The organism is Streptomyces sp. NPDC030799 (assembly GCF_055572255.1).
Genome location: NZ_JBVIDS010000016.1, coordinates 258,131 through 276,080 on the forward strand (window position 1 = coordinate 258,131; position 17,950 = coordinate 276,080).

Annotated in this window: 19 protein-coding genes; 17 read left to right on the forward strand and 2 right to left on the reverse strand. The window is 71.2% G+C overall.

Features of this window, described 5'->3' with window-relative positions; translation table 11 throughout:
- Positions 1–141 precede the first annotated feature (141 nt).
- The 3 genes from galE to ACZ41I_RS34725 all read left to right on the forward strand — a co-directional run bounded on the left by galE (position 142) and on the right by ACZ41I_RS34725 (position 2,894).
- Positions 142–1,128 carry a UDP-glucose 4-epimerase GalE gene (gene galE, locus ACZ41I_RS34715; protein ID WP_468515905.1) on the forward strand — a complete coding sequence of 329 codons (987 nt, stop codon included), beginning with the start codon at positions 142–144 and terminating at the stop codon, positions 1,126–1,128.
- Between the two features lie 221 nt (positions 1,129–1,349).
- Positions 1,350–2,183, forward strand: a complete 834-nt coding sequence (locus ACZ41I_RS34720) for an NAD(P)H-binding protein (RefSeq protein ID WP_399766769.1) — start codon at positions 1,350–1,352, stop codon at positions 2,181–2,183.
- A 114-nt stretch (positions 2,184–2,297) separates the two neighbouring features.
- A complete protein-coding gene (locus tag ACZ41I_RS34725) occupies positions 2,298–2,894 on the forward strand; it encodes a TetR/AcrR family transcriptional regulator (protein WP_363214158.1) in 597 nt (198 codons plus the stop codon).
- Between the two features lie 28 nt (positions 2,895–2,922).
- On the opposite strand, the gene ACZ41I_RS34730 is transcribed toward ACZ41I_RS34725, so the two are convergent.
- A complete protein-coding gene (locus ACZ41I_RS34730; RefSeq protein WP_468515906.1) occupies positions 2,923–3,201 on the reverse strand; it encodes a hypothetical protein in 279 nt (92 codons plus the stop codon).
- Complete coding sequence (locus tag ACZ41I_RS34735) at positions 3,198–3,803, reverse strand: OvmZ protein (protein WP_363214160.1); 606 nt, start codon at positions 3,801–3,803, stop codon at positions 3,198–3,200. The genes ACZ41I_RS34730 and ACZ41I_RS34735 overlap by 4 nt, the downstream gene beginning before the upstream one ends.
- Before the next feature lie 551 nt (positions 3,804–4,354).
- On the opposite strand from ACZ41I_RS34735, the gene ACZ41I_RS34740 reads away from it, so the two are divergent.
- The 14 genes from ACZ41I_RS34740 to ACZ41I_RS34805 all read left to right on the forward strand — a co-directional run.
- Positions 4,355–5,845, forward strand: a complete 1,491-nt coding sequence (locus ACZ41I_RS34740; protein ID WP_468515907.1) for an FAD-dependent monooxygenase — start codon at positions 4,355–4,357, stop codon at positions 5,843–5,845.
- A 42-nt stretch (positions 5,846–5,887) separates the two neighbouring features.
- On the forward strand, positions 5,888–6,217 hold the full coding sequence (locus tag ACZ41I_RS34745; protein WP_363214162.1) for a TcmI family type II polyketide cyclase: 330 nt from the start codon (positions 5,888–5,890) through the stop codon (positions 6,215–6,217).
- Entirely contained in the window at positions 6,214–7,488 is a 1,275-nt protein-coding gene (locus ACZ41I_RS34750; RefSeq protein WP_363214163.1) for a beta-ketoacyl-[acyl-carrier-protein] synthase family protein, read from the forward strand. The genes ACZ41I_RS34745 and ACZ41I_RS34750 overlap by 4 nt, the downstream gene beginning before the upstream one ends.
- A gap of 47 nt (positions 7,489–7,535) precedes the next feature.
- Complete coding sequence (locus tag ACZ41I_RS34755) at positions 7,536–8,753, forward strand: ketosynthase chain-length factor (protein WP_363214178.1); 1,218 nt, start codon at positions 7,536–7,538, stop codon at positions 8,751–8,753.
- Between the two features lie 64 nt (positions 8,754–8,817).
- On the forward strand, positions 8,818–9,081 hold the full coding sequence (locus ACZ41I_RS34760; RefSeq protein ID WP_363214164.1) for an acyl carrier protein: 264 nt from the start codon (positions 8,818–8,820) through the stop codon (positions 9,079–9,081).
- Positions 9,082–9,167: 86 nt separating this feature from the next.
- Entirely contained in the window at positions 9,168–9,953 is a 786-nt protein-coding gene (fabG, locus tag ACZ41I_RS34765) for a 3-oxoacyl-ACP reductase FabG (RefSeq protein WP_363214165.1), read from the forward strand.
- Positions 9,954–9,991: 38 nt separating this feature from the next.
- Entirely contained in the window at positions 9,992–10,936 is a 945-nt protein-coding gene (locus ACZ41I_RS34770; protein WP_468515908.1) for an aromatase/cyclase, read from the forward strand.
- Positions 10,937–10,938: 2 nt separating this feature from the next.
- Complete coding sequence (locus ACZ41I_RS34775) at positions 10,939–12,453, forward strand: FAD-dependent monooxygenase (protein ID WP_468515909.1); 1,515 nt, start codon at positions 10,939–10,941, stop codon at positions 12,451–12,453.
- A 52-nt stretch (positions 12,454–12,505) separates the two neighbouring features.
- A complete protein-coding gene (locus ACZ41I_RS34780) occupies positions 12,506–14,023 on the forward strand; it encodes an FAD-dependent monooxygenase (protein ID WP_363214168.1) in 1,518 nt (505 codons plus the stop codon).
- Positions 14,016–15,002 (forward strand): 4'-phosphopantetheinyl transferase family protein, encoded by a 987-nt coding sequence (locus ACZ41I_RS34785; RefSeq protein ID WP_468515910.1) that lies wholly within the window; start codon positions 14,016–14,018, stop codon positions 15,000–15,002. Before ACZ41I_RS34780 ends, ACZ41I_RS34785 begins: the two co-directional genes overlap by 8 nt.
- Positions 15,003–15,015: 13 nt before the next feature.
- Positions 15,016–15,975 (forward strand): ACP S-malonyltransferase, encoded by a 960-nt coding sequence (fabD, locus tag ACZ41I_RS34790; protein WP_363214170.1) that lies wholly within the window; start codon positions 15,016–15,018, stop codon positions 15,973–15,975.
- Entirely contained in the window at positions 15,972–17,516 is a 1,545-nt protein-coding gene (locus ACZ41I_RS34795) for an acyl-CoA carboxylase subunit beta (protein ID WP_468515911.1), read from the forward strand. Before fabD ends, ACZ41I_RS34795 begins: the two co-directional genes overlap by 4 nt.
- Before the next feature lie 14 nt (positions 17,517–17,530).
- The gene (locus ACZ41I_RS34800; protein ID WP_468515912.1) at positions 17,531–17,734 is read left to right on the forward strand and encodes an acyl-CoA carboxylase subunit epsilon; all 204 of its coding nucleotides are present in this window, start codon (positions 17,531–17,533) and stop codon (positions 17,732–17,734) included.
- A gap of 115 nt (positions 17,735–17,849) precedes the next feature.
- The coding region (locus ACZ41I_RS34805) for a biotin carboxylase N-terminal domain-containing protein (RefSeq protein ID WP_363214179.1) at positions 17,850–17,950 on the forward strand (101 nt) is incomplete at its 3' end.

Here is a 17,950-nt window from a genome sequence, read left to right on the forward strand (position 1 = left end):
TTCTGGTTTCCTGTCGTACCTGACAGGGGCCCATCGGGGCGGTTTCGGCGGCAAGTTGACAACCCGCTCGATGGTCTTTTTCACTGGCCACCGCAAGCCGTATCGCGGATGACTACAGGCACGACCAAAGGAACAGCGCATATGAAGTTCTGGCTCGTCGCAGGCGGCGCCGGCTACATCGGCGGACACGTCGTGAAGGCAATGCACGACGCCGGCGAGCATGTGCTCGTCGTGGACGATCTCTCCACCGGGGCGAAGTCCAATGTGCCCGAGGGAGTTCCCCTTGTCGTCGCCGACGTTCGCGATGAACGAGCCCTGGACCGAGTTTTTCAGGAATATCAGGTGGAAGGCGTCGTCAACCTGGTCGCTCGGACACAGGTCGGTGAATCCGTCGCGCTTCCCCTGGCGCACTACCACCAGAACGTCGAGGGGTTCCGCGTTCTTCTGTCCGCGATGAACACCGCCGGGGTTCGGAAGCTGGTGTACTCCTCCAGCGCCTCCGTCTACGGGATGCCGGACGTGGACCTGGTCACCGAGGAGACCCCGTGTTCACCGATGAGCCCGTACGGACAGACCAAGCTCATCGGCGAGTGGCTCGGCATGGCGGCCCATGAGGCGTACGGCGTGGACGTGATCAACCTGCGCTACTTCAACGTCGCCGGGGCCGCCACCCCGGTCATGGCCGACAAGCGCGTGCTGAACCTCGTCCCGATGGTCTTCGAGAGGCTCACCGCCGGTGAGGCGCCGCAGATCTTCGGCGACGACTACGCGACGCCGGACGGCACCTGTGTGCGCGACTACATCCATGTGGCCGACATCGCCTCCGCCCACCTGGCCGCCACCCGCCATCTGCGCGCGCACGACGACGTCGCCCGCACCTTCAACGTCGGCCGGGGCAAGGGGCTTTCGGTGCGCGAGCTGATCGAGGTCATCGCCACGGTGACCGGCTACGGCACCGAGCCGGTCGTGGTCGGCCGGCGCCCGGGAGACCCGGCGAAGGTCGTCGCGGACGCCACTCCGATCCAGCGGCACCTGGGCTGGTCCGCCCGGTACGGCGTGACCGACATGGTCTCCTCCGCCTGGGAGGGCTGGTGCCTGCGCCACCCCGAGGCGCGCAGGACCGCCTGACCGCAGGGCGCGAACATCCTCTGCGACGCCCAGTGGGTGCGTCTTTGCCGGTACGCAGGCCCCGCACCGCCGGCCAGCGGCCGGCCCTCCGCGGCGAAAAGTAGACAGCTGTTGATTTTCTTGGGAGCGGGAGCTTAGGGTCGTTGGTGGCTCCACACGGGACCTCAGGATCCTTGCCATGGCGTGGAGTTGGGGCTTACCCATGTCGCGAAGGGCTAGAGATGATCTTGGTGACGGGGGCGACCGGGAACGTCGGCCGCAACCTGGTGTCGTACCTGCTGGAGGCCGGCCACCCGGTGCGGGCGCTGACGCGGGACCCGGAGCGCGCCGCGCTGCCGGACGGCGTGGAGGTGGTCCAGGGCGATCTGGAGCAGCCGGACACGCTCGCCGCCGCCCTCAAGGGCGTGACCGGCGCGTTCCTCTTCCCCGTGCACGGCCGGCTGGCCGGGTTCCTCGGGTCGGCGGTGGCAGCGGGCGTGCAGCACGTGGTGCTGCTCTCGTCGGCCTCGGTGACCGACGAGTACCTCAGCAAGGAACGCATGGGGCAGCTCAACGCCGCGGACGAGCAGGAGGTCGCCGCCTCGGGGCTGGACTGGACCTTCGTGCGCCCGGGCCCCTTCATGGTCAACGACCTGCCCTGGGCGTGGGGCATCCGCGCCGAGGGCGTGGTCCGCGCGGCCTACGGTGCCGCCGTCACCGCGCCGGTCGACGAGCGGGACATCGCCGCGGTGGCCGCGCATGCGCTGACCGACCCCCGGCACCGCAACAAGGCGTACGAGCTGACCGGCCCGCAGGGGCTCTCCCAGATCGAGCGAGTGCGGATTCTCGGCCAGGTGCTCGGCCGTGAGCTGGTCTTCGACGAGCTCACGGTGGCGGAGGCCCGGGAGCGGATGACCCGGTACCTCCCCGGGGAGACCGCCGACTCCCTGCTGCGGATGTACGCGCGCCAGTCGGGCGCGACGGTGCCGGTGCAGCCGACGGTGCAGGAGGTGACCGGGCGGCCCGCGCACACCTACGCCGAGTGGGCGGTCCACCACCTCGAGGACTTCCGGTAGCCATGACGGTCGACGGCGGAGAGCGCTCCTTTCGCGGACGGCTCTCCTTCCCGCCCCGCCCTCCGGCCGACCCGTTACCATCGGGGCCTCACGGCAGAGGAGGGCACGGGCACAGTGGCCACGGCGCAGCGGCAGGTCCCCGCGGGCGAGCCCCGCGAACGCAAGGGGGAGCGGACCCGACGGCGGATCACCGAGGCGGCGCGCCGGAAGTTCGCCGAGGTGGGGTACGAACGAGCCACCATCCGTGCCATCGCCGCCGAGGCGGACGTGGACAAGTCCTCGGTCATCCAGTACTTCGGCACCAAGCAGGAGCTCTTCCGGGAGGCCGTCAGCTGGCACATGCCGATCGAGGAGCTGACCGTTGCCGACGATCCGGCGCGCACGGTGGACAACTACCTCCGCGCCATGATGAGCAGTTGGGCCGCGGACCAGGACAGCCCGATGGCGGTTCTGCTGCGCGCCAGCATGACCAGCGAGGAAGCCGCGGAGCTGCTGAGGCACCATGTCACGGCGGAGGTCGTGGACCGTGTGACGGAGGCGGTGGACGCCCCCGACGCGCGACTGCGCGCCGCGCTGTCGGGGGCGATGATGTTCGGTATCGCGACACAGCGCTATCTGCTGCGGATGCCGGATCTGGCGGCGGCGGATCTGGAGGACGTCCTTCGGATCGCGGCACCGCTGTTCAGGAGTCTGATCGCGCCGGAGGACTGAACGGCGCGGCAGATGAGGTCACGGATCGTCAGGTACGGTCCGGATTCGCCGTACGGTCCGGGTTCGCCGCGGACTCCTCCGGTTCCCCTCGGCCGGGACGGCCGGCGCTGCCGGAGCGGTCGGTACTCGTGGCGCGGGCGGCGACCAGGGCCGTGAGTTCGGCGAGGTCGTACTCCGCGCGTCGCGGGCTGCCGTGCCGGGTGATCTTGCCGCGGCTGGCCCACTTGCGGATTGTCGCCTCGGTCACCCCTGCGGCGAGCGCGGCGAGTTCGGTCGGTACCCTGCGGATTTTACGGTCTCCATTCATCGCTGGGCCTCTGCTAATGAATCCCGACGCGCGGCCGAACCGATTCTGTCGGCGACCAGCAGCCATTGCCGGGGCGGTAGGGCATGCCCGGATTCACAGGTCACCCGGCCGGTGGCAGTGCCGGCGGAATCCGAGTCGGGAAGAATGGCGTAGAGCGTGCTGCTGCACCGTGGTTGCAGGCAGCTTCCGATGGCCATACGGCGCTCGGGGACCGGCCCGGCGATCATTTTCGCGGATTTTGCGAGGGCGGTGATCTCCTCGGCGAAATCGACGGCCGCCGGGTGTTCCTGTATCCAGTCGGCGTGCCGGGAGAGGAAACCGACCAGGCTCCGGACGTCGCTGCCGTTCGGGCCGGGCGCCCGGCGCTCGTGGATCACCAGCAGCGCCCAGGAGCGAAGGACCTCCTCCATCTCCGAGCGCAGGGCCAGGACCTTCTCGTTGAGTGTGGTGCCGATCCCCTTGGTGCCGCTGACCCGCTCCCGGAGGGAGCCCGGTGTGCGGGTGAGGAGATGGCCGCAGAGTTCGTGCAGTTCGGTGAGCCTGCGAAGATCTTTCCAGAGGCTCGGATACAGCTGGTCGACCGGCTTGGAAATAGTGCGCATTTCGTAGCCCCTTGTGCAGTTTTTCTGACCCTTATTTTGTCAGAGTTAAGCCCTCATGAAATCTCGTGGATTTCTTTGTGAAGGGCATGTTGCAGGGGCACTGCGACACGACTTGGAAAGGTCACTGTAACCCCCGTTATTGACCCAAATCCGAGCCGGTCGTCGTTGACCAGCCGCTGGCAGCGTAGGCAGGCCGAAGAGTGGGAGTCAAGCAATCCAGATGTGAGCCGGAGTGTTGTGGCAGGGCCGTCACGATGGCCGAAAAAATACCGACCCGTGCATCAGCCAACGAACCGACAGCTCCGCGCGACGCCAGGGGAGTCCGGGCGAACCGGTTGTGTCCGAGGGATTGACACGCAGCTGTCGTGACTGTCACGCTGGCCGAGCGGGATACGTGTGCCCATCGGACCTTCGGGGTCCGGCGGTTGAGACCTCCCTTCCGGACGCAGCAGACGTCCGGGCGAGGCGCGTAGGCCCGCCTTTTCTTTTCCCTTCCCACGGCGGCGCCTCCGGCGTCCGCCTGTCCTGCCCTGCGCCGGAAGGAGTCATGGATGGATGCACCCGTCATCGTGGTGGGTGCCGGGCCCACGGGGCTGATGCTCGCAGGTGAACTGCGGTTGGGCGGGGTCGAGGTCATCCTCGTCGACCGGCTGCCCCGACCCAGCGGGGAGTCCCGCGGCCTGGGGTTCACCCCGCGCACCATGGAGATCCTCGACCAGCGCGGGCTGCTGCCCCGCTACGGCCCCATCGTCACCAGTTCGCTGGGCCACTTCGGCGGTGTCCCGGTCGACTTCGGGGTGCTGGACGGCGCCCACTTCAGCGTCAAGGACGTGCCTCAGCACCGCACCGAGGCGGTGCTCGGCGACTGGATCACCGAGCTGGGCGCCGAGCTGCGACGCGGCCGGGAGGTGGTCGGCCTCGCCGCGGACGACGAGGGCGTCACCGTCGAACTTCAGGGGCCCGACGGCCCGGAACGGCTGCGCGCCGCCTACCTGGTGGGCTGCGACGGCGGCCGCAGTACCGTCCGCAAACTGGCCGGCTTCGACTTCCCCGGCAGTGCCGCGACCATGGAGATGTACCTGGCCGATGTGGCCGACTGCGAGGTCCGGCCGCGCCCCATCGGCGAGTCCGTCGCCGGCGGTATGGCGATGTCGGTACCGCTCGGCGACGGTGTGCACCGCATCATCGTCTGCGAGCGCGGCAACAAGCCGAAGCACCGCGACCAGCCACTGGAGTTCGCCGAGGTGGCGGCCGCCTGGAAGCGGCTGACCCACCAGGACATCAGCGGCGCGACCCCGGTGTGGATCAGCGCCTTCGGCAATGCGGCGCGTCAGGTCACCGAGTACCGACGCGGCCGGGTCCTGCTGGCCGGGGACGCCGCGCACATCCATCTGCCGGCCGGCGGACAGGGGATGAACACCGGCATCCAGGACGCCGTCAACCTCGGCTGGAAGCTGGCCGCGGTCGCCCGCGGCTCGGCACCGCAGACGCTGCTCGACAGCTACCACGAGGAGCGGCACCCGGTCGGGGAACGGCTGCTGATGAACACGCAGGCCCAGGGGCTGCTCTACCTCAGCGGCAGCGAGGTGCAGCCGTTGCGGGACGTCCTCGGCGAGCTGGTCGGGATCGAGGAGGTCGGCCGCCATCTCGCGGGCATGATCAGCGGATTGGACATCCGCTACCGGGTCGGCCCGGGCAGCCATCCGCTGCTCGGCGGCCGGATGCCCCACCAGGAGCTGGCCGTCGCGGACGGCCGGACCAGTACGGCTGCACTGCTGCACCGGGCGCGCGGGGTGCTGCTGGACCTGGCCGGCGACACCGGGCTGCGCGGCGCCGCCGCCGGATGGGCGGACCGGGTGGACCTCGTCACAGCCACTCCCACAGACATCCCGGACGACGCACCGCTGGCGGACACCGCGGCCCTGCTCGTCCGTCCCGACGGCCATATCGCCTGGGCAGCGGGGCCCGACACCGCAGGTGAAGCGCTGCCGACCGCACTGGAGCGCTGGTTCGGCCCCGCCTCGGCGGCCGTGGCCGCCTGACGCTCCGCCGGAGCAAGTAGCCAGAGACAGGAGAGAGGAATCATGCACAGCACCCTCATCGTGGCCCGCATGCAGCCACAGTCGGCGGAGGAGGTCGCCAAGCTCTTCCAGGCCTTCGACGAGACCGAGATGCCCCATCGCATGGGCACCCGGCGCCGCCAGCTCTTCTCGTACCGCGGCCTCTACTTCCATCTGCAGGACTTCGACGAGGACAACGGCGGCCGGCTGATCGAGGAGGCCAAGACCGACCCGCGGTTCGTCGGCATCAGCGAGGACCTCAAGCCGTTCATCCAGGCCTACGACCCGGCCACCTGGCGCTCGCCCGCCGACGCCATGGCCACCCGCTTCTACAACTGGGAGGGGTCTGCATGAGCGGCCGACGGGTGGCCGTCACCGGCATCGGGGTGCTCGCGCCCGGCGGTGTCGGGGTCAAGAACTTCTGGAGCCTGCTGAGCGAGGGGCGCACCGCGACCCGCGGCATCACCTTCTTCGACGCCTCTCCGTTCCGTTCACGGGTCGCCGCAGAGATCGACTTCGACCCGGAGGAGCACGGGCTCAGCCCGCACGAGATCCGCCGGACGGACCGCGCCGCGCAGCTGGCCGTGGTCGCCGCCCGGGAGGCGGTGGCCGACAGCGGACTGGAGCTGGAGCAGCTGGACCCGCACCGGGTCGGCGTCACCGTCGGCAGCGCGGTGGGCGCGACCATGGGCCTGGACCAGGAGTACCGGGTGGTGAGCGACGGCGGCCGGCTGGACCTGGTGGACCACGCCTACGCCGTGCCGCACCTCTACAACTACCTGGTGCCCAGCTCCTTCGCCGCCGAGGTGGCCTGGGCGGTGGGCGCCGAGGGGCCGAGCACGGTGGTGTCCACCGGCTGCACGTCCGGCCTGGACTCGGTCGGTCACGCCGTGGAGCTGATCCGTGAGGGCTCCACCGATGTGATGGTGGCCGGTTCCTCGGACGCCCCGATCTCGCCCATCACGGTGGCCTGCTTCGACGCCATCAAGGCGACCACGCCCCGCAACGACGACCCGGAGCACGCCTCGCGGCCCTTCGACGCCAGCCGCAACGGCTTCGTCCTGGGCGAGGGTTCGGCCTTCTTCGTCCTGGAGGAGCTGGAGTCGGCCCGGGCCCGGGGCGCGCACATCTACGCCGAGATCGCCGGATACGCCTCGCGCTGCAACGCCTTCCACATGACCGGACTGCGGCCGGACGGCGCCGAGATGGCCGAGGCCATCCGGGTGGCCATGGCCGAGGCCCGGATCAACCCGCAGGACATCGACTACATCAACGCGCACGGCTCCGGCACCAAGCAGAACGACCGGCACGAGACCGCGGCCTTCAAGAAGAGCCTGGGCGAGCACGCCTACCGGGCCCCGGTGAGCTCGATCAAGTCCATGGTGGGGCATTCGCTGGGGGCCATCGGCTCCATCGAGATCGCGGCCTCCGCGCTGGCCATGGAGCACAACGTGGTGCCGCCCACGGCGAATCTGCACACCAAGGACCCGGAGTGCGATCTGGACTACGTCCCGCTGACCGCCCGTGAATGGCAGACGGACACCGTACTGACCGTGGGCAGCGGCTTCGGCGGCTTCCAGAGCGCGATGATCCTGGCCCGACCCGATCGGCAGGTGGCGGCGTGAGCAGCACCCTGAGCACTCCCAGCACCCTCAGCCCCTCCCGAACGCCCGTGGACCAGCGCCGTGTGGTGGTCACCGGACTGGGCGTGGCGGCCCCCAACGGCCTGGGCACGGAGGACTTCTGGGCGGCCACCCTGGCCGCGAAGAGCGGCATCGGCCGGATCACCCGTTTCGACCCGGAGCAGTACCCGGCCCGGCTGGCGGGGGAGGTCCCGGGCTTCGTCGCCGAGGACCACCTGCCGAGCCGGCTGATCCCGCAGACCGACCGGATGACCAGGCTGGCACTCGTCGCCACGGACTGGGCACTGGCGGACGCCGGGGTGGACCCGAGCCGGCTGCCCGAGTTCGACATGGGCGTGGTGACCGCCAGCTCCTCCGGAGGGTTCGAATTCGGCCAGAACGAGCTGCAGGCCCTGTGGAGCAAGGGCGGCCAGTACGTCAGCGCCTACCAGTCCTTCGCCTGGTTCTATGCGGTGAACAGCGGCCAGATATCCATCCGCAACGGGATGAAGGGCCCCAGCGGCGTCCTGGTCAGCGACCAGGCGGGCGGGCTGGACGCGGTCGCGCAGGCGCGGCGGCAGATCCGCAAGGGCACCCGGCTGATCGTCTCCGGCAGCGTCGACGCCTCGATCTGCCCCTGGGGCTGGGTGGCCCAGCTCGCCAGTGGCCGGCTCAGCACCAGCAGTGAGCCGGAGCGGGCCTATCTGCCCTTCGACCCGGCGGCCCGCGGGCATGTGCCGGGCGAGGGCGGGGCGATCCTCATCCTGGAGGACGCGGAGGCCGCCCGTGAGCGCGGTGCCCGGGTCTACGGCGAGATCGCCGGCTATGGCGCCACCTTCGACCCCCGGCCCGGCAGCGGGCGAGAGCCCGGACTGCGCAAGGCCATCGAAATCGCCCTGGCCGACGCGGGGGCCGAACCGGCCGAGGTGGACGTGGTCTTCGCGGATGCCGCGGCCGTTCCCGAACTCGACCGGACCGAGGCGGCGGCGCTGGGCGCGGTCTTCGGCGAGTGGAGTGTTCCGGTCACGGCACCCAAGACGATGACCGGGCGGCTGTACTCGGGCGCGGCTCCGCTCGACCTGGCCACGGCGCTGCTCGCCATCCGGGACGGGGTGATCCCCCCGACCACCCATGTCCAGCCGGCCGCCGAGTACGGCCTCGACCTGGTGCGGGGCGAACCGCGCAGCGCCCAGGTCCGTACCGCGCTGGTACTGGCCCGCGGCCACGGCGGGTTCAACTCCGCCGTCGTCGTGCGGGCGGCGGACTGAGCCCGCCGCACCTGCCGACCCCCACAGAGCTCCTGAGCAAGTGACGAGATCGAGAGGAATCCCCATGACGCACACCGAATTCACCCTTGAGGACCTCAAGCGCATCCTGCGCGAGGGCGCCGGCACCGACGAGGGCGTGGACCTGGACGGCGACATCCTCGACGTGGACTTCGAAGACCTGGGCTACGAGTCGCTGGCCCTGCTGGAGACCGGCGGCCGCATCGAGCGCGAGTACGAGATATCACTCGACGAGGATGCACTGAGCGAGGCCAGGACGCCTCGCGCCCTGCTGGAGGCGGTCAACGCCCAGCTGTCGGTCATGGTCTGACGTCCACGTCACCGTGCCGTGGGGCCGCCGCTGCGATGCGGCGGCCCCTTTCCTTTCCCCCCGACCCGACCCGCTAAGGAGCGGACATGTCAGAGCAGACCCAGCGCACGGCGATCGTCACGGGCGGCACCAGCGGTATCGGGCTGGCCAGCGCGCGCCTGCTGGCCGAGCAGAACCACCGGGTCTTCATCGGCGCCCGTAACGCCGACAACGTGGCCGCCACGGTCAAGGAGCTGCGCAACGAGGGCCTCACCGTGGAGGGAGCGGTCTGCGACGTCCGCTCCGGTGCGGAGGTCAAGGCGTTCGTCCAGGCCGCGGTCGACACCTTCGGAACGATCGACGTACTGGTGAACAACGCGGGCCGCAGCGGCGGCGGAGTGACCGCGGACATCCCCGACGAGCTCTGGTACGACGTCATCGACACCAACCTCAACAGCGTCTTCCTGATGACCCGCGAGGTGCTCACCACCGGCGGTATGCGCGACAAGCAGCGCGGACGGATCATCAACATCGCGTCGACGGCGGGCAAGCAGGGTGTGGTCCTGGGCGCCCCCTACTCGGCGTCCAAGCACGGCGTGGTCGGGTTCACCAAGGCGCTGGGCAACGAGCTCGCGCCGACCGGCATCACGGTGAACGCGGTGTGCCCGGGCTATGTCGAAACCCCCATGGCGCAGCGTGTGCGGGCCGGCTACGCGCAGGCCTACGACACCACCGAGGACGCGATCCTGGAGAAGTTCAGCGCCAAGATCCCGCTCGGCCGCTACTCCACCCCGGAGGAGGTCGCCGGGCTGGTCGGCTACCTCGCCTCCGACACCGCCGCGTCCATCACCTCCCAGGCGCTCAACGTCTGCGGTGGTCTCGGGAACTTCTGATCCCCCCAAGCCGGAAGCACAGAGGAAGGAACACGACCATGGCGCCCAGCGCAGCCCGCGAGGTCGAGCACGAGATCACCGTCTCCGCACCGGCCGCCGCCGTCTACCGGCTGATAGCCGAGGTCCAGAACTGGCCGCGGATCTTCCCGCCGACCATCTACGTCGATCATGTCGAGCGCAGCGGCCAGGAGGAACGCATCCGCATCTGGGCCACCGCCAACGGCGAGGCCAAGAACTGGACGTCGCGCCGCAGGCTGGACCCGGAGGGCCTGCGGATCGACTTCCGGCAGGAGGTCTCCACCCCGCCGGTGGCCTCGATGGGCGGGGCCTGGCTGATCGAGCCGGTTTCCGAGACCGAGTCCCGGATCCGCCTGCTGCACGACTACCGCGCCGTCGACGACGACCCGGACGGCCTGGCCTGGATCGACGAGGCCGTGGACCGCAACTCCCGCTCCGAGCTGGCCGCCCTCAAGGAGAACGTCGAACGCGCCCATGCCGCCGCGGAGTTGACCTTCTCCTTCGTGGACATCGTGCAGATCGCCGGCTCGGCCAAGGACGTCTACGACTTCATCAACGAGGCGGACCGCTGGCAGGAGCGCCTGCCGCACGTGGCCAAGGTACGCCTGGAGGAGGAGACGCCGGGCCTGCAGACCCTGGAGATGGACACCCGGGCCAAGGACGGCTCCACCCACACCACCAAGTCGTACCGGGTGACCTTCCCGCACCAGAAGATCGCCTACAAGCAGGTCACCCTCCCCGCCCTGATGACCCTGCACACCGGCATCTGGACCTTCGAGGAGAACGAGCAGGGCGTTGCGGCCTCCTCGCAGCACACGGTTGTCCTGAACACCGAGAACATCACCCGGATCCTGGGCCCCGAGGCAGGCGTCCCCGAGGCCCGCGAGTATGTGCAGACGGCGCTCAGCACCAACAGCCGCGCCACGCTCGGCCACGCCAAGGCCTACGCGGAGCGCAGGGACTGACCATGACGACGACCATCCGTACCGAGGTCGCCGTGGTCGGGGCCGGCCCGGTCGGCCTTGCGCTCGCCGGGGAGCTGCGGCTGGCCGGCGCCGCCGTGCTGGTGGTGGAGCAGCTTGCGGCCCCGACCACCGAGTCGAGGGCCTCGACCCTGCACGCCCGCACCATGGAACTGCTGGATTCGCGCGGCCTGCTGGACCGCTTCGGCACCCTGCCCGGACAGCCGCAGGGTCACTTCGGCGGTATCCCGCTCGACCTCACCCTGCCCGGTCCCTGGCCGGGCCAGTGGAAGGTTCCGCAGACCCGGACCGAGGAGGTCCTGCAGGACTGGGCCCGCTCGCTGGGCGCGGACATCCGCCGCGGCCATGCGGTGCGCGAGGTGACCGTCGCGGAGGACCACGTCGAGGCGGTGGCCGTCGGACCCGGCGGCCCGGTTCGCATCCGGGCCGAGTACCTGGTCGGCTGCGACGGCGAGGACAGCACCGTGCGCCGCCTGGTCGGCGCCGACTTCCCGGGCACGGACGCCGAACGCGAGCTGCTGCGGGCGGACGTGGCCGGGGTGGAGATCCCCGACCGCCGCTTCCAGCGCCTGGAGCGGGGCTTCGCCGTGGCCGCCCGCCGGGCGGACGGGGTGACCCGGGTGATGGTGCACGAGTTCGACAGCACCCCCCGGTACACCCGGCCCGGTGCCGGGGCACCGGAGTTCGGCGAGATCGCGGACGCCTGGAAGCGCGTCACCGGCGAGGACATCAGCGGCGGAACGCCTCTGTGGGTCAACGCCTTCGGCGATGCCAACCGCCAGCTGTCCGCCTACCGCCACGGCCGGGTGCTGTTCGCCGGTGACGCCGCGCACCGGCAGCTGCCGGTCGGCGGACAGGCCCTCAACCTCGGCCTGCAGGACGCCTTCAACCTGGGCTGGAAGCTGGGCCGCCAGGTCCGCGGCGAGGCCCCGGCGGGCCTGCTGGACAGCTACCACAGCGAGCGGCACGCCGTCGGCCGACGGACCCTCGGCAATATCAAGGCACAGGCCATGCTGCTGCTCGGCGGCCCCGATGTGGAGGCGGCCCGCGCGGTCTTCGGCGAACTGATCGCCCTCGAAGGGACCCGCCGCCACCTGGCCGGAATGATCTCCGGCGTGGACGTCCGCTACGACGTCGGCCCCGGCGACCACCCGCTGCTCGGCGCCCGCCTGCCGCAGCTGACGCTCGCCACGACCGTACCGGGACAGGAGCGGACCACGACCACCGTGCTGCTGCGCACCGGCCGCGGCCTGCTGCTGGACCTGACCGGCGACGAGCACGAGCCCGCCCGGATCCGCGCGGCGGCGGAGCCCTGGGCCGGGCGGGTGGACGTGGTGGCCGGCCGCCCGGAACCGGACGGTGCCGAACCCTCGGGAGCCGACCAGCTCGGCCCCGGCCTTTTCCTGGTCCGCCCGGACGGCCACCTGGCCTGGGCCGGCGACGCGGGCGCGGACCCGCGGCCCGCGCTGCACCGCTGTTTCGGCGAGCCCGCCGCCTGATGCCGGATCCGACCGGGTCCGCGAGTTCTGCGAGTTTGGAGGAACCCCCGCCATGCCCACCGATTCCGCCGATCCGGAGGTGCTGGTCGCCGGCGCGGGCCCGACCGGCCTGCTGCTCGCCGGCGACCTCGCCGCCTCCGGGGTGCGGGTGCGGATCCTGGAGAAGCGCGGCCGGAAGGCGAGCAATCTCACCCGTTCCTTCACGGTGCACGCCCGCACCCTGGAGCAGTTGGACGCGCGCGGCCTCGCCGAGGGCGTCATCGCCACCGGCACCGCCCTGCCCACCCTGCCCCTCTTCGGCGACCTCGACATCGACTTCACGCACCTGCCCACCCGCTATCCCTATGTGCTGATCACCCCGCAGTTCCAGGTGGAGCGCGCACTGGAGGAGCGGGCCGCGGGCCTCGGCGTCGAGATCGAGTACGAGGCCGAGGTGGTCGGCCTGCGCCAGGACGCGGGCGGGGTCGACCTGGAGGTGCGCACCGAGGGCGGCGGAACGGCCGTCCGGCGGGCGCGCTACGCGGTCGGCACCGACGGGGTACGGAGCAGGGTGCGCGAACTCCTGGGCATCCCGTTCCCCGGTGACTCCGTGCTGCGCTCGGTGATCCTCGGCGACGTCCTGATGCGCGAGGCGCCCGCCAACCTGCTCACCGTCGATGCCAATGCGCACGGTTTCGCCTTCGTCTGCCCCTTCGGTGACGGCTACTACCGGGTGCTGGCCTGGAACCGGCACAACGAGCAGTCCGCGGAAGCGGCGGCCGACTTCGAGGAGCTGCGGCGGCTCACCCGGGACATCCTCGGCACCGACTTCGGCATGCACGATCCGCGCTGGGTCTCCCGTTTCCACAGCGACGAGCGGCAGGCGACCCGCTACCGCGACGGCCGGGTCTTCCTCGCCGGGGACGCCGCCCACGTCCACTCCCCGGCCGGTGGCATGGGGATGAACACCGGGCTGCAGGACGCCATGAACCTGGCCTGGAAGCTGGCCGCCGCGGTGCACGGGTACGGCGACGACACCCTGCTCGACAGCTACCAGGCGGAGACCCACCCGGTCGGCGAGGCGGTGCTGCGCACCTCCGGATCCCTGGTCCGGGCCGCCATCGCGCAGAGCGGACGCACCCGGGCGGCCCAGCAGTTCATGCTCTGGCTGACCGGTCACCTGGGCTTCCTCGGCCGCAGTCTCGGCCGGCGGGAGGGCAGGGCCATCTCCGGGACGGGCATCAGCTACTCCCGGCCGCGCGGCAGCCACCGGCTGGTCGGGCAGTTCTGCCGCAACCTGCCGGCGGACCCCTCGGTGCACCAGGCGCTGGGCAGCGGCCGGTTCGTCCTCCTCACCGGGGACGACAGGGTCACCGGGGGCGAGCTCGCGGACTGGGCCGACCGCGTGATCCCCGCACGTCCCTCCGCCGCCGCGGAGCACCCGGGCACCACGATCCTCGTCCGCCCGGACGGATACATCGCCTGGGCCGCCGAGCGCCCCGAACCGTCCGAGGTCCGCGCCGCGCTGCAGCGCTGGGCCGGTCCGGCGGGGCCACTACGCACGCCGCTGGGAGCGGCGACCGGTGCCTGAGGTCGGCCCCGGGGCCCCCGAGGGTGTCGACCCGAGGCTGGTGGGCCGGTCGCGGCCGGGTGCCGGTGCGGCCGGGGCGGATCTGGCTTTGTTGGAGGAGTCCGAGCGCCGCCGGGTGCGGGGGCCGGTGCTTGAGGACGTCGCGGGGGCGCCCGAGGGTGTCGATCCGAGGCTGGTGGGCCGGCCGCGGCCGGGTGCCGGTGCGGCCGGGCCGGATCTGGCTTTGTTGGAGGAGTCCGAGCGCCGCCGGGTGCGGGGGCCGGTGCTGGAAGATGTCCCGGGGGCCCTTGATGGTGTCGATCTGAGGCTGGTCGGTCAGCCGCGGCCGGGTGCCGGTGCGGTCGCGGCGGATCTGGCCCTGCTGGACGAGTCCGAACGCCGCCGGGCGGCCCGCTTCCGCCGGGTCGCCGACCGGGACCTCTATGTGGCCGTGCACCTCGCCCTGCGGCGGGCCCTCGCCGGCTACCTGGGCCTCCCGCCCCAGGACGTCGTCCTCGTACGCGAACCGTGCCCCGGCTGCGGTGGTCCGCACGGCCGTCCGGCCGTGGCGGGGGCGGCCGGCGCGCTGCACTTCTCCCTCTCGCACAGCCACGGACTCGCCCTCATCGCGCTCGCCGCCGTCCCGGTCGGGGCGGACATCCAGCGGCTGCCGGGGCCGGACACGGTGGAGGTGTGCAGTGCGGCCCTGCACCCGGCCGAGCGCGCCGAACTGGCCGCCGTCCCGGAGCCCGAGCGGCCGGCCGCCTTCGCCCGGCTCTGGTCCCGCAAGGAGGCCTACCTCAAGGGCCTGGGCATCGGCCTGGCCCGGCCGGCCCACGCCGACTACCTCGGCGACACGGTCGCCGACCGGCCGCGCGGCTGGACGGTGGGCAACGTCCCCTGCGGCCCGGGCCACGCGGCCGCGGTCGCCCTGCGCGGACCGCACCCCCGCAACGGAGCCCGCACCCACACCCACAACCGCAACCGCACTCAGGAGTAAGGACTCAACTGCCATGGCCAACACCGCCTTTGTGTTCCCGGGCCAGGGAGCGCAGCGCGTGGGGATGGGCCTCGCCCTGGTCGCACGATGGCCCGAAGCGACCCGTGACTACTACCGGACCGCCGACGACATCCTGGGCATGCCCCTGTCCCGGCTGTGCTGGGAGGGCCCGGCCGAGGCACTGCGCGACACCTCGGTCACCCAGCCCGCGGTCTTCGTCAGCAGCGTGGCCACCCTGGAGGTGCTGCGCCGGCACGGTGTCACCCCCGCGGTGGTGTCCGGCCACAGCCTGGGCGAGTACGCCGCACTCGTGAGCGCGGGCGTCCTGGACTGGACCGACGCCCTGCGGCTGGTCCGTCTGCGCGGCGAGCTGATGGCCGGGGTCAACGACCGGGTCCCCGGGAGCATGGCCGCGGTCATGGGCCTCCCGCTCGCCGCCGTGGAACCGCTCTGCGCCGCGGTCGCCGAGCAGACCGGCCAGGTCGTCGAGGTGGCCAATGACAACGAGCCCGGCCAGATAGTGGTCTCCGGCCAGACCGAGGCGGTCGACCGGGTGGTCCGCGAGGCCCGGGAGGCCGGTGCGCTGCGGGTGGTGGCGCTGGACGTCGGTGCGCCGTTCCACAGCAGCCTGATGCGGGAGATCGAGGCGGAGTTCGCCGAGGCGCTGGCCGGCACCGAGTTCCACGACCCGGTCGTACCCGTCGTCTCCAGCGTCACCGCCGAGTACGTCACCTCCGCCGAACAGGCCATCGGCCTGCTGCGCCGGCAACTCACCGCCCGGGTGCGGTGGACGGACACCGTCACCCGGATCACCGCCGACGGCACCGACCAGTTCGTGGAGGTGGGGCCGGGAAAGGCGCTCGGCGGCCTGTGCCGCCGGATTGCGCCCGGTGTCGGGACCCACCGCACCGACGAGGCCGACCGGCTCGCGGCGGTCATCCAGGAATTCAAGGGGGACGAGGGGGACGCATGAAGGAACGTCTGGACGAACTGACCGAGGTCAAGCGGGCCGCCCGGCTCGGACCGAGCCCGCAGGCCACCGAACGCCAGCACGCCAAGGGCAAGCTGACGGCGCATGAGCGGATCGCGCTGCTGCTGGACGAGGGCTCCTTCCACGAGGTGGAGCCGCTGCGGCGGCACCGGGCCACCGGTTTCGGACTGGAGGACAAGAAGCCGTACTCGGACGGTGTGATCACCGGCTGGGGGAGCGTGCACGGGCGGACCGTGTTCGTCTACGCCCACGACTTCAGGATCTTCGGCGGCGCGCTGGGTGAGGCGCATGCCCAGAAGATCCACAAGATCATGGACATGGCGATCGCCGCCGGGGCTCCCCTGGTGTCGCTCAACGACGGCGCGGGAGCCCGGATCCAGGAGGGCGTGACCGCTCTGGCGGGGTACGGCGGGATCTTCCAGCGCAACACCCGGGCCTCGGGTGTCATCCCGCAGATCTCGGTGATGCTCGGCCCGTGCGCGGGCGGGGCCGCGTACTCGCCCGCACTGACCGACTTCGTCTTCATGGTCCGCGGCACCTCGCAGATGTTCATCACCGGCCCGGACGTGGTCCGGGCGGTCACCGGCGAGCAGGTCAGCCAGGACGGACTGGGCGGGGCCGATGTGCACGCCGAGGTCTCGGGGGTGGCCCACTTCGCCTACGACGACGAGCAGACCTGCCTGGAGGAGGTCCGCTACCTGCTCTCCCTCCTCCCGCAGAACAACCGGGAGACGCCCCCGCCCCAGGTGACCGAGGACCCCGTCGACCGGCGCGGCGAGTCCCTGCACACGCTGGTCCCGGCGGACGGCAACCGCCCCTACGACATGCGCACGGTCATCGAGGAGATCGTCGACGACGGTACTCACCTGGAGGTGCACGAGCGCTGGGCCACCAACGTCATCTGCACGCTCGCCCGCCTGGACGGCCACACGGTGGGCATCGTCGCCAACCAGCCGCAGTCGATGGCCGGGGTGCTGGACATCGCCTCCTCGGAGAAGGCAGCCGGCTTTGTGCAGATGTGCGACTCCTTCAACATCCCGATCGTCACGCTGCTGGACGTCCCCGGCTTCCTGCCCGGGGTGGACCAGGAGCACGGCGGGATCATCCGGCACGGCGCCAAACTGCTCTACGCCTACTGCAACGCGACCGTCCCGCGGATCCAGGTGATCCTGCGCAAGGCCTACGGTGGCGCGTACATCGTCATGGACTCCCGCTCCGTGGGGGCCGACCTGTCGTACGCGTGGCCGACCAACGAGATCGCGGTGATGGGGGCCGAGGGCGCGGCCAACGTCATCTTCCGCCGCCAGATCCAGGCGGCCGACGACCCCGAGGCGATGCGCCAGCGCATGGTCAAGGAGTACAAGGCCGAGCTCATGCACCCCTATTACGCGGCCGAGCGCGGCCTCGTCGACGACGTGATCGAACCCGCCGATACCCGCAAGGTGCTCATCCGCTCCCTGCACATGCTGCGCACGAAACACGCCGATCTGCCGATGCGCAAACACGGCAACCCGCCCCAGTGACCAGGAGGTTGACCATGACCGACCACCCCTTCCTGCGCGTGGAGCGCGGACAGGCCACGGACGAGGAACTCGCCGCCGTCATGGTCGTCCTGCTCGCCCGCAGCGGCGTCGTCGCCGACCCGGCGGAACAGACACCCACCGTGCAGGCGCCCCGCTGGCTGCGGCTGGAGCGCAGCGCAGCCTTCTGCCCCCCGCACAGCTGGCAGATCGCCTCGTAAAGGAGAGAGGACGAGATGACTACCCAGTCCGACCGCACAGAGCCCGGCGAGGGCCGGTGCCCCGGTGAGCCGGCGGTGGAGTCGGTATGGAGTTCGGGTACAGCGAGGAATCATCGTGCATAAGGTGCTCATCGCCAACCGTGGCGAAATCGCTGTCCGCGTGGCCCGGGCCTGCCGGGACGCCGGGATCGCGAGCGTGGCCGTCTACGCCGACCC